This window comes from Aeromonas sp. QDB03, from assembly GCF_027707985.1.
In the GTDB taxonomy this organism is placed as follows: domain Bacteria; phylum Pseudomonadota; class Gammaproteobacteria; order Enterobacterales; family Aeromonadaceae; genus Aeromonas; species Aeromonas hydrophila.
The window spans coordinates 62,865-75,244 of record NZ_JAPCJG010000010.1; the positions used below are offsets into that span (position 1 = coordinate 62,865).

Sequence of the window (12,380 nt, forward strand, 5' to 3'; positions counted from 1 at the left end):
CGGGGGCGAAGCTCAGCGTTGCTCGGGAAAGTAACGCTCGAGCAGGGCAGTGAGGATGGCCTGGCTCTCGGCATCCGCTTCACCGCTGACCAGGGCGGGCCGAAAGTGGAGCTGGAAGGCGCGCAGGGCGGCGCTGCTCTGCTCGTCCCAGGCACCGCTCGGGGCGACGCCGTAGCCGTAGCGGGCCAGCCGTTGCTGCCAGCCGAGGGCATCCCAGGCCGGTGCCGGCTGCTGGCGCAATTCGGCCAGCCGGGTTTCGTCGGGCCAGGCTCCCACTCCGTAGTGCAGGGCCAGTTCGCGCCAGGGGAAGTGGGGGCCGGGATCCTGCTTGCGCTCGGGGGCGACATCGCTGTGAGCCAGCACCTGGGTGGGGGGGATCTGGTAGCGCTCGACCAGTCGGCGGGTGAGGGCGCCTAGGGCGGCTATCTGTGCCTGGGTGTAGGGCTGCCAGCGACGCTGGTGGGCGGGCAGCAGTTCGTCTTGTGGCGGGTAGCCGAGGTTGACGATCTCGATGCCGAGCGAGCTGGCGTTGAGCCCCGCATATTGATGCCAGCGACTGCGGCCGGCATGCCAGGCGCGCTGGCTGTCGGGCACCAGCTGGTAGACCGGCAGTGGCCGCTCATGGGTATCGCGCGGGATCAGGTAATGGGCGCTCACCTGATGGGCCGGCTCGGTCAGCAGGCGCAGGGAGTGGCCATCGTCTTCGTCCGTGTAGTGCAGGATCAGAAAGGCGATGCGCTCGTTCTGGCTGGCGCTTTGATAGTCGTTGTTGAGCCGATAGGGGGCGGGCTGGCAGGCGCAGAGCAGCAGGGCGAGGCAGAGCGCAAACCCGTGGCGACGGGTGCGCGGGAGGTGAATACCCAGTTGCCATGGCCGGCGCCACCCACCGGCCGCCTGCTGGCGGAATGACGGTGAGTGCTGACGCCGGCCCATGGTTCAGCCGCGATACTTGGCGGTGAGACCGATGAGGAAGTTGCGCAGGATCTGATCCCCGCAATCCTGATAGTGTTTGTGGTCCCGTGAACGGAACAGGGCGCTCAGCTCGGATTTGGAGAGGTTGAAGTGGGCCAGCTTGAGAGTGCCCAGCATGTCCTCTTCCTTGAAGTTGAGGCCGATGCGCAGCTTGCGCAGGATCATGTTGTTGTTGATCCGGTTCGGGATCACCTGGGCCGGCGCATCTTCCCGCGCGCCGCGGCGCGCCAGGATGAAGCCGTCGAGGAACTGGCTCAGGGCCGAATCCGGACAGGCGGCAAAGCCCGCTTCCTGCTCTTCCCCTTCCTCCGCCTCTTTGATCAGCCAGCCGTGCAGCTGGGCATGGGTGACGGTCAGGTTGCCCTTGGCAAACATGTCGACCATCTGGTCGTTGCTGATGCTGAGGGCGTAGCGCAGGCGGCGCAAAATATCGTTGTTGGTCATGTCGACTCCTGTGGAAACGGCGCAACTTTACCATCTGGCGGGGCCCGCGTCAGAAAAAGCGGGTTGCCCGGTTCAGGATAGATAGCGTGGCGCCTCCTGGCGTACCTGCTCCATCGCATCCTGCAGCTCCAGCAGCTCGGGCTCGAGTTCGGCCACCGGCACCCCGTCGCGCAGCTGCTGCTCCAGCTGGGAGAGCAGCCGCTGCAGGCCGGGGACGCCGGAATAGGCGCAGCCGCCGTTGAGGCGATGGAGCTGGGCCAGCACCTCGCTATCCTCCACCTGGCCGGCAAGCGCCGCCTCCAGCACCGGATCCACCTCGTCGAAACTGGCCATCAGCATGGTCAGCATCTCCTTGGCCAGATCCAGCTTGCCCGCCGCCTGACGCACCGCCAGCGCCCAGTCGATCTGCTGGCTGGCGTGATTCTGGTGGCGACGATGGGCGAAGTCGGTGATGAGCTTGGCCAGCATGGCCTCGTCGATGGGCTTGGCCAGGTAGTCGTCCATGCCCTGGCGGATCAGCCGTTCCCGCTCGCCGGGAATGGCGTGGGCGGTGACCGCGACGATGGGCGTCTCGGTGTTGAGCGACTGGCTGCGAATCGCCTGGGTGGCGCTGATACCGTCCATGATCGGCATCTGGATATCCATGAAGATGATGTCGAACGGCTGGCTCTGGGCCAGTCTGACCGCCTCCTTGCCGTTCTTGCACACCACCACCTGGCTCACCATCTCCTTGAGCATGGCGGCGATGAGCTTGAGGTTGGCGGCGTTGTCGTCCACCGCCAGCACCTTGATCTCCTGCACGCTGCGCGGGGAGGGGGTCGGCAGCGGGGCGCTGCGGAGAGCCTCGGGGGAGAGCAGGGCGTGCAGCAGCTTGCGATGGTTGATGGGTTTGGAGAGGCAGTGCTGGGCACCATGGGCCAGCATGGCCTCGTAGAGCGAAGGCTCGTGGCTGCTGAGCAGCACTATGGTGTTCTGCTGGCGATCCAGCCCGTCGAGGCGCGCCACCACCTGCTGCGGGCTGTGCTGGGTGCCGCTGCCGATGATCACCATGTCTTGGCTGCTCATGTCGGGCCAGGGGGCGTCGTTGGCGAGGGATTGCACCTCCAGCTGCCACTCCGCCAGCAGGGCGCAGAGGGCCGAGTGGCTGAAGGGATCCGGCTCCAGCAGCCAGACCCGCTTGCCCTGGATGCGATCCAGCGGCAGCTTGTCGGTCTGGGGCAGGGGAGAGACCTCCAGATCCAGGCTGAAGGAGAAGACCGACCCCTTGCCGAGCTCCGATTCGAACCGGATCTGGCCACCCATCTGCTGCACCAGCTTCTGGGTGATGACGAGACCGAGGCCGGTGCCGCCATAGCGGCGGGAGATGGAGGAGTCGGCCTGGTTGAAGGCCTGGAACAGCTGGCGTTGCTGCTCTTCCGAGATGCCGATGCCGGTGTCGCGGATCAGCACGTTGAGCCGCACCTTGCTGCCGCTGGCACTGCCGATCTGTTCGATGCGCACATCCACGTTGCCGTGCTCGGTGAACTTGATGGCGTTACCGGTGAGGTTGGTCAGCACCTGCTGCAGGCGCATGGGGTCGCCGGTGAGGTAGTCCGGCACCTCGGCATCCACCTGCAGGGAGAGCTCCAGCTGCTTGTCGTGGGCGCTGGGGCCGAGCAGGTGCATGGTCTCGTTGAGGGTGTCGCGCAGGCTGAACGGGATGTGCTCCAGCTGCAGCTTGCCCGCCTCCAGCTTGGAGAAGTCGAGGATGTCGTTGATGATGCCTAGCAGGTTGCGGGCCGACTTCTCGATGGTCTGCATGTAGTCGGTCTGGCTCGGGGTCAGGCTGGTCTTGAGCAGTTGGCGGGTAAAGCCGATGACCCCGTTGAGCGGGGTGCGCAGCTCGTGGGACATGTTGGCGAGGAACTCTGACTTGACTCGCGCCGCCTCCTGCGCCCGCTTCTTGGCCATGTCGAGCTCGACGTTCTGGATCTCGATCTGCTCCAGCGTCTCGCGCAAGTCAGAGGTGGCCTGATCGATGTTCTGCTGCATCTCCTCGTGGTATTCCGAGAGCGCCTTGGCCATGGCGTTGATGCCGTTTTTCAGCATGTTGAGCTCGCCGGTGAGCTGACCGCTGACCCGGGTATCGAGTCGCCCCTCCCTGATCTTGTGCACCGCCTGCACCATGTCGGTGATGGGCTGGGTCACGCTCTTGACCAGCCTGAAGCCAAACAGGGTACTGAAGGCGATGCCGATGAGCACCATGATCACCGCGAAGAAGGTGTCGCGGTATTGCAGGATCATGGCCCGATCGGTGGTCATCTGCATGGAGATGTAGCCGATCATCGGCGGCTCCACGTCGCTTGGCAGCGGGAAGCCGTCCATGCTGGTCTCGGCCTGGATCGGGGTGCGCAGTATGATGTCGTCGCCATAGAGGGTGACGCTGGTGAGCTCGGGGATCTGGCTGCCGTCCGGCAGCCGCAGCCGGGTGAAGTCTCTGTGGTAGTTGGACGTCACGAACAGCTGGTTGTCCTGGGTGAAGACGGCGATGGACTTGATGAGCGGCGAGTTCTTGCGGTGGGTGAGGCCGATCAGCCGCTTGAGCGACTCGCGGCTGTGCTGGGTCATCCCGTATTCGCTGGCGATGGCCAGCGGCTCTATGATGTTGATGCCCTGATCGATGAGGTTGTTTTCCAGCTGCTGGTAGCGGTGGAAAGTGAAATAGCCGGCCATCAGGCCGCCGATGATCAGGGTCGGCAAGATGGTAAAGGCCAGCACACGCGCCCGAAGGCCGTATTTGGTCATGCGGATGGTCCCCCGATGAGCAGGGTTGGCAATGGCGTAAACGAGCGGGAGCGGGCCCACAGGCCGTATTTGGTCATACTATTATTCTTGTGGGACAATAGCCTGCTGCAGATTCCACAATCATGACATAGCCACCTATAGGCACCAAGTTTTATGGCCCAGTTTTTCAAGCCCCAAAAGAAATCCACCCAGCCCCAACGCATTGAATTTACGGTAGACAGCCTGGATCACCACTGCGTCGGGATCGGCCGCCACCAGGGCAAGGCGATCTTCATCGAAGGGGCGCTGCCCGGTGAGCTGGTCAAGGCCCGCATCCTCGAAGACAAGAAGCAGTATGCCCACGCCGCCCTGCAACAGGTGGTGACCCCGGCGGCCAATCGCATCGCCCCCTTCTGCAGCCACTACCGCGAGTGCGGCGGCTGCAGCGCCCAGCACCTGGCTGAAGCGGATCAGCGTGCCGCCAAGGAGGCCGGTTTGGTCAGTCTGTTCGAGCGGCTTGGCAACATCCAGCCTCCGGCGCTCGAGCCCGTGCTGGGCGGAGAGTCCCGCGCCTATCGCCGGGTCTGCCGGCTGGCCATCAAGTTCGACAAGAACGGCCGCTGCACCCGGGTGGGCTTTCGTCGTCGCCAGTCCAATGATCTGGTGGAGATCGGCGGTTGCCCGGTGCTGGCCAAGTCGCTTTCCGTGCTGATCAGCCCGCTGCGCGAGTGCCTCAACCGTCTCAAGAGCCAGCGCGAGCTGGGCCATGCGGAGCTTATCCAGGCCGAGCAGGGGATCCTGATGCTGCTGCGCCATACCGGCCGACCGACCGAGGCGGATCGGGCGCAGCTGATCGAGTTTGCCAAGACGCAGGGGATCGATCTCTATCTGCAGGCGGGCGACGAGCAGATTGAGCCGCTGCACCAGCAGTTTGCCCCCTCCTACTCGCTGGATGGCCTGTCTCTTGCATTCGCTCCCGGTGACTTCATTCAGGTCAACGCGCCGGTCAACCAGCGCATGGTGGAGCAGGCGCTCTCCTGGCTGGAGGCGGGCAAGGATGACAAGGTGCTCGATCTGTTCTGCGGTATCGGCAACTTCACCCTGCCGCTGGCCCGTCAGGCCCGTGAAGTGGTGGGAGTAGAAGGGGAGCTGGCCATGGTGGCGCGCGCCGAAGAGAACGCCCGTCGCAACGGCATCGGCAATGCCCGTTTCTACAAGGCGGACTTGAGCGGCGACATCGCCGGCATGTCCTGGGCACGGGAAGGCTTCGATCTGGTGCTGCTGGATCCGGCCCGTCCCGGCGCGTTCGAGGTGATGGAGCACGTCGTGAAACTTTCACCCAGACGGGTGGTCTACGTTTCCTGTAATCCGGTCACCTTGGCGCGCGACAGCCAGGTGCTGGTGAAAGGGGGCTACCGGCTGGTGCGCCTCGGCATGCTCGACATGTTCCCCCACACCGGCCATCTGGAGTCCATGGCGCTGTTCGAGCGCAAGTAACGGACGCTGCGGGGCAGATGAAACGCTATGGCCAAAGGGGCGTCGGCTCGCCAGGTTGGGTGGCATTTGCCCGGTCCATAACGCTGTCTGGGCGGCCATGATTGGGGTAATCTAGACCCTCGTAAATCGGCAGGGGTTGGCGGAGAACTCTATTGTCTTTCTTGACAGTATGCCTTGAAAAAATCTCCGCATATCCCCATTTGAGGCATTCTCATGAGGGGGAGGGGGCGACAGCCTTCGGCCCAATAATTTAAAGGATTGATACCATGGTTGCGGTTCGCGATATTCATTTGAAAGACAACTTCACCCTGGAGGAGTGGGTCAGCTCGCTCACCCTGAGTGACAGTGACAAGGATCAGCTGCGAACCGTCTACCAGTACTGTCTGACACTCGGTGACGAAGCGCTCACCAATCGCCTGCTGGTCCGCGGGGTCGAGATGGTGGGCATCCTGCTGATGCTCAGCATGGATCTCGGCACCCTCAAGGCCGCCATCATCTATCCCTTCGTCGAAGCCGGTCTCATCAGCCAGGAGCGGATGGACGAGGACTTCGGCCCCAAGATAGCCAAGCTGGTGGAAGGGGTGCTGGAGATGGAGGCCATCCGCTCCCTGCAGACCCTGCACCGCAGCGAAACCTCGCCGGAACAGGTCGACAACGTGCGCCGCATGCTGCTCGCCATGGTCGAGGATGTGCGTGCCGTGGTGATCAAGCTGGCGGAGCGGATCGCCTGCCTGCGGGAAGCGAAGAAGGCGGATGAAGAGACCCGGGTGCTGATGGCCCAGGAGATCACCAACATCTACGCGCCGCTGGCCAACCGGCTCGGCATCGGTCAGCTCAAGTGGGAGCTCGAAGATCTCGCCTTCCGCTATCTGCACCCGGATACCTACAAGCAGATCGCCAAGCAGCTCGACGAGAAACGGCTCGATCGGGAGCGCTACATCCGCGAGTTCGTGCAGTCCCTGCGCGATGCCCTGAAAGAGGCGGGGGTCGAGGCCGAGGTCTACGGCCGGCCGAAACACATCTACAGCATCTGGCGCAAGATGCAGAAGAAGCACCTCGAATTCAACGAGTTGTTCGACGTGCGGGCGGTGCGGGTGGTGACCAAGCGGCTGCAGGATTGCTATGCGGCGCTCGGCATCGTCCACACCCACTTCCACCACATTCCCCGCGAGTTTGACGACTATGTCGCCAACCCCAAACCCAACGGTTACCAGTCCATCCACACAGTCGTGGTGGGGCCCGAGGGCAAGACGGTGGAGATCCAGATCCGTACCGACCAGATGCACCAGGATGCCGAGCTCGGCGTGGCGGCGCACTGGCGCTACAAGGAAGGGGCCCAAGCCGGCGGCAAGGCCAACACCTTCGAAGACAAGATCGAGTGGCTGCGCAAGTTGCTCGCCTGGCAGGAAGATCTCTCCGAGAGCGGCTCCCTGCTCGAAGATCTGCGCAGTCAGGTGTTCGAGGACAGGGTCTACGTCTTCACCCCGAAAGGGGATGTCATCGATCTGCCGGCGGGCGCCACCCCGCTTGACTTTGCCTATCACGTGCACAGCATGATCGGCCACCGCTGCATCGGCGCCAAGATCGACGGCCGCATCGTGCCGTTCACCTATGCGCTGCAGACCGGCGATCAGGTGGAGGTGATCACCCAGAAGGAGCCGAACCCGAGCCGCGACTGGATGAACCCCAACTCCGGCTTCCTGCGCTCCAGCCGGGCGCGGGCCAAGGTGGCCACCTGGTTCAGGAAGCTGGATCGGGACAAGAACATTGCCGCCGGCAAGGAGCTGCTGGAGAAGGAGCTCGACAGGCACAACCTGACCCTCTCCAAGGTGGACAAGGTGGTGCTGGAGCGCTTCCATGCCGACGAGCTGGAAGATCTGCTGGCCGGCATCGGCAGTGGCGACATCCGCATCAACCAGCTGCTCAACTACCTGGACACCCGCTACAACAAGCCGACGGCGGAAGAGGAAGATCGCCGCCTGCTGGAGAAGCTGGAGCAGAAGGCCAACGTGCCGTTCCGGCCCAAGCCCAAGGATCACATCGTAGTGGAAGGGGTTGGCAACCTGATGACCCATATCGCCCGTTGCTGCCAGCCCATTCCGGGGGACGGCATCCAGGGTTTCATTACCATGGGGCGCGGCGTCTCCATCCACCGCGAGGATTGCGAGCAGCTCAAAGAGCTCTCCCGTCGCAACCCGGAGCGGCTGATCGACGCGGTATGGGGGGAGAACTACTCCGGTGGCTACGGCCTTACCATCCGCATCCTCTCCAACGACCGCTCCGGCCTGCTGCGCGACATCACCACTGTGCTGGCCAACGAGAAGATCAACGTGATGGGGGTGCGTTCGCGCTCCAACGTGCGCGAGCAGACCGCCGAGATCGACATGGAGCTGGAGATTTACAACATCAACGCCTTCAACCGGGCGTTGGCCAAGCTCAGTCAGCTCAACGACGTGATCAGCGCCAAGCGCCTCTGATTGTCATTAACAACCAACTCGTGACCGACCGCCAGGTCGGTCACTGTTTTCCCCTGCGTTACGAATCAAGAAGCGAATATCCCATGTCCCAACGTTACGACCTGCCTCAACTGCTCGACATCATGGCCAGATTGCGCGACCCGAACGGGGGTTGCCCCTGGGATCTGAAGCAGAGCTTCCAGACCATAGTGCCGCACACCCTGGAGGAGGCCTACGAGGTGGCCGATGCCATCGAAACCCAGGATTGGGACGGATTAAAGGGTGAACTGGGCGATCTGCTGTTTCAGGTGGTGTTCTACGCGCAGCTCGGCAAGGAACAGGGGCTGTTCGATTTTGCCGATATCGTCGATACGGTGAGCGAGAAGCTGATCCGCCGCCATCCCCATGTTTTCTCCGATGCCGACCTTGGCGACGAGCAGGCGGTGAAGGTGAACTGGGAGGCAGAAAAAGCCAAAGAGCGGGCTGCGCTCGACAAGGAGAGCGTGCTCGACGACATCCCGCTCTCGCTGCCGGCTCTGACCCGCGCCGCCAAGATCCAGAAGCGCTGCGCCACTGTCGGCTTCGACTGGAAGACGCTGGGCCCGGTAGTGGACAAGATCCACGAGGAGATCGACGAGGTGATGGAAGAGGCGCTGATGGCCGATGTGGACGAGGTGCGGGTGAGCGATGAGCTCGGCGATCTCTTGTTCGCCACCGTCAATCTGGTGCGCCATCTGGGCAAGGATCCGGAGCAGGTGCTGCGGGGCGCTAACGCCAAGTTCGAACGCCGGTTTCGTCAGGTTGAGCAGTTTATCGCCGCAGAAGGGCTGAAAGTGAGCGAATGTTCGCTGGAAAAGCTCGATGCCGCCTGGGACAGGGCCAAGGAAACCGAACAAAGTTGATTTGGCGCAAGATGGGGGCGCCGGGAGCCTGATAGATTTTTGTTCATTGTTTGGGAGAGGGGGTTTTGGTATACTGTTTCCCCGTCCTGCTTCATCCCCGAAGCACCCCTTAAAATTCCCTAAACTTCTTTCAGGTTCAGCATGACGACAAAATATATTTTTGTAACTGGTGGCGTTGTTTCATCCCTCGGCAAAGGCATTGCCGCTGCTTCTCTGGCAGCCATTCTGGAAGCCCGTGGTCTGGATGTGACCATCATGAAACTGGACCCCTATATCAACGTGGATCCGGGCACCATGAGCCCGACCCAGCACGGTGAAGTGTTCGTAACCGAGGACGGGGCCGAGACCGATCTGGACTTGGGCCACTACGAGCGTTTCATCCGCACCAAGATGACCCGCCGCAACAACTTCACCACCGGTCGCATCTATGCAGACGTGCTGCGCAAAGAGCGCCGTGGTGACTATCTGGGCGCAACCATTCAGGTGATTCCGCACATCACCAACGCCATCAAAGAGCGGGTGATTGCCGGTGCCGAAGGCCATCAGGTTGCTATCGTCGAAGTGGGCGGTACCGTGGGCGACATCGAGTCCCTGCCGTTCCTCGAGGCCATTCGTCAGCTGGCTGCCGAAGTGGGCCGCAACAATGCTATGTTCATGCACCTGACGCTGGTTCCTTACCTGGCTGCCGCCGGTGAAGTGAAGACCAAGCCGACTCAGCACTCCGTCAAAGAGCTGCTCTCCATCGGTATCCAGCCAGACGTGCTGATCTGCCGCTCCGACCGTGCCATTCCGGCCGTTGAGCGCGCCAAGATCGCCCTGTTCTGCAACGTGCCGGAGCGCGCCGTCATCTCCATGAAAGACGTCGACTCCATCTACAAGATCCCGGCACTGCTCAAGTCCCAGAATCTGGACTCCTACTTCACCGAGCGTTTCGGTCTGGAGTGCAAGGAGGCCGACCTGGCCGAGTGGGAACAGGTCATCTATGAAGAGGCCAACCCGACCGCAGAAGTGACCATCGGCATGGTCGGCAAGTACGTATCCCTGCCGGATGCCTACAAGTCCGTCAACGAGGCGCTCAAGCACGGTGGCCTGAAGACCCGTCTGTCCGTCAACATCAAGTACATCGATTCCCAGGACATCGAGACCCGTGGCGCCGAGCTGCTGGAAGGTCTGGACGCGATTCTGGTGCCGGGTGGCTTCGGTGAGCGCGGCGTGGAAGGCAAAATTCAGGCAGCCCAGTATGCTCGCGAGAACAAGATCCCCTACCTGGGTATCTGCCTCGGCATGCAGGTTGCCATGATCGAATTCGCCCGCAACGTGGCGGGCATGGAAGGGGCTCACTCTTCCGAGTTCAAGAAGGATTGTGCCTATCCGGTGGTGGGTCTCATTACCGAGTGGGTGGATGACGAAGGCAACGTCGAGACTCGTACCGAGAAGTCCGATTTGGGCGGTACCATGCGTCTGGGTTCCCAGCTCTGCCACCTGGTTGAAGGTTCCAAGGTGCGCCAGATGTACGGTAGCCCGACCATTTACGAGCGCCACCGTCACCGTTATGAAGTGAACAACAAGTTGCTGCCGCAGATTGAAGCAGCAGGCCTGAAAGTGACCGGTCTCTCCGCCGACAAGAAGTTGGTGGAAATTATCGAGATCCCGGATCACCCTTGGTTCGTGGCCGCGCAGTTCCACCCGGAGTTCACCTCGACTCCCCGTGATGGCCACGCCCTGTTCGCCGGTTTTGTGAAGGCGGCAGGCGAGTATCAGAAGCGTAATCTGAAGTAATTGAAAATAAATGCGGTTGGGGCCCTGTGCCGCAGCCGCTTTTTTTGGCATATTTTTGTTGTTTTTTTACGAAACCTGAGGAAATACACATGTCCAAGATCGTTAAAGTGATCGGTCGTGAAATCATCGACTCCCGTGGTAACCCGACCGTTGAGGCCGAAGTTCACCTGGAAGGTGGTTTTGTTGGTATGGCAGCCGCTCCGTCTGGCGCGTCCACCGGTTCCCGCGAAGCGCTGGAACTGCGTGACGGCGACAAGAGCCGTTTCCTGGGTAAAGGCGTGCTGAAAGCCCTCGAAGCCGTAAACGGCCCGATCGCTCAAGCTCTGCTGGGTAAAGATGCCAAGGACCAGGCCACTGTCGACCAGATCATGATCGACCTCGACGGTACCGAGAACAAATCCAAGTTCGGCGCCAACGCCATCCTGGCTGTTTCCCTGGCCAACGCCAAAGCTGCCGCTGCTGCCAAAGGCATGCCGCTGTACGCCCACATCGCCGAGCTGAACGGCACCCCGGGTGTCTACTCCATGCCGCTGCCGATGATGAACATCATCAACGGTGGTGAGCACGCCGACAACAACGTCGACATCCAGGAGTTCATGATCCAGCCGGTTGGCGCCAAGACCCTGAAAGAAGCTGTCCGCATGGGCGCTGAAGTGTTCCACAACCTGGCCAAAGTGCTGAAGTCCAAGGGCTACAACACTGCTGTTGGTGACGAAGGTGGTTTCGCTCCGAACCTGAAATCCAACGCCGAAGCGCTGGAAGTGATCGCCGAAGCCGTTGCCGCTGCCGGTTACAAACTGGGCACCGACATCACCCTGGCCATGGACTGCGCTGCTTCCGAGTTCTACGACGCAGAGAAGAAAGAGTACAACCTGAAAGGCGAAGGTCGTGTCTTCACCTCCAACGGTTTCTCCGACTTCCTGGCTGACCTGACCACCAAGTTCCCGATCGTCTCCATCGAAGATGGCCTGGACGAATCTGACTGGGACGGTTTCGCCTACCAGACTGCTGAACTGGGCAAGAAAATCCAGATCGTGGGTGACGACCTGTTCGTAACCAACACCAAGATCCTGAAGCGCGGTATCGACAACGGCATCGCCAACTCCATCCTGATCAAGTTCAACCAGATCGGTTCCCTGACCGAAACCCTGGCTGCCATCAAGATGGCCAAAGACGCTGGCTACACTGCCGTCATCTCCCACCGCTCCGGTGAGACCGAAGACGCGACCATCGCCGACCTGGCTGTTGGTACCGCTGCTGGCCAGATCAAGACCGGTTCCATGAGCCGTTCTGACCGTGTTGCCAAGTACAACCAGCTGATCCGTATCGAAGAAGCGCTGGGTGCCAAGGCTCCGTTCCGTGGTCTGAAAGAAGTGAAGAACCAGGCTTAATTTTCGCCTGCTTCCACGCTTTGCAAAGCCCCGCCAATCGGCGGGGCTTTTTTGTTTCTGCCGCCGCCACGGCGGGTTTCTGCATTTTTTATTCCGGCCCAACCCATCCGAGGCACAGGCTTTCTTTTGTCTTGCCTGCGAATATGGGAAACTAGGCCGCTTGAAGGAGACTCAGT

General features: G+C 61.6%; 8 protein-coding genes. 5 read left to right on the top strand and 3 right to left on the bottom strand.

Going from position 1 to position 12,380, the window contains the following annotated elements; translation table 11 throughout:
• Positions 1-12: 12 nt before the first annotated feature.
• From PG900_RS19310 to barA, 3 genes are all read right to left on the bottom strand, one after another.
• On the bottom strand, positions 13-933 hold the full coding sequence (locus PG900_RS19310; protein WP_270802036.1) for an N-acetylmuramoyl-L-alanine amidase: 921 nt from the start codon (positions 931-933) through the stop codon (positions 13-15).
• A gap of 3 nt (positions 934-936) precedes the next feature.
• Positions 937-1,416, bottom strand: coding sequence for a DUF1456 family protein (locus PG900_RS19315; RefSeq protein ID WP_043125137.1), 480 nt, complete (start codon positions 1,414-1,416; stop codon positions 937-939).
• A gap of 72 nt (positions 1,417-1,488) precedes the next feature.
• Positions 1,489-4,200 (bottom strand): two-component sensor histidine kinase BarA, encoded by a 2,712-nt coding sequence (gene barA, locus PG900_RS19320; protein ID WP_270802040.1) that lies wholly within the window; start codon positions 4,198-4,200, stop codon positions 1,489-1,491.
• 153 nt (positions 4,201-4,353) lie between these two features.
• Here barA and rlmD point away from each other — a divergent pair, with 153 nt between their 5' ends.
• From rlmD to eno, 5 genes are all read left to right on the top strand, one after another.
• Positions 4,354-5,676: a 23S rRNA (uracil(1939)-C(5))-methyltransferase RlmD gene (gene rlmD, locus PG900_RS19325; protein ID WP_270802042.1), complete on the top strand. Its 1,323-nt coding sequence runs from the start codon at positions 4,354-4,356 to the stop codon at positions 5,674-5,676.
• Between the two features lie 266 nt (positions 5,677-5,942).
• Complete coding sequence (relA, locus tag PG900_RS19330; RefSeq protein WP_016349532.1) at positions 5,943-8,153, top strand: GTP diphosphokinase; 2,211 nt, start codon at positions 5,943-5,945, stop codon at positions 8,151-8,153.
• Between the two features lie 83 nt (positions 8,154-8,236).
• Positions 8,237-9,034 (top strand): nucleoside triphosphate pyrophosphohydrolase, encoded by a 798-nt coding sequence (gene mazG / locus PG900_RS19335; RefSeq protein ID WP_270802044.1) that lies wholly within the window; start codon positions 8,237-8,239, stop codon positions 9,032-9,034.
• Between the two features lie 141 nt (positions 9,035-9,175).
• Entirely contained in the window at positions 9,176-10,813 is a 1,638-nt protein-coding gene (gene pyrG / locus PG900_RS19340) for a glutamine hydrolyzing CTP synthase (protein WP_017410643.1), read from the top strand.
• 89 nt (positions 10,814-10,902) lie between these two features.
• The gene (gene eno / locus PG900_RS19345; RefSeq protein WP_011704769.1) at positions 10,903-12,204 is read left to right on the top strand and encodes a phosphopyruvate hydratase; all 1,302 of its coding nucleotides are present in this window, start codon (positions 10,903-10,905) and stop codon (positions 12,202-12,204) included.
• Positions 12,205-12,380 lie beyond the last annotated feature (176 nt).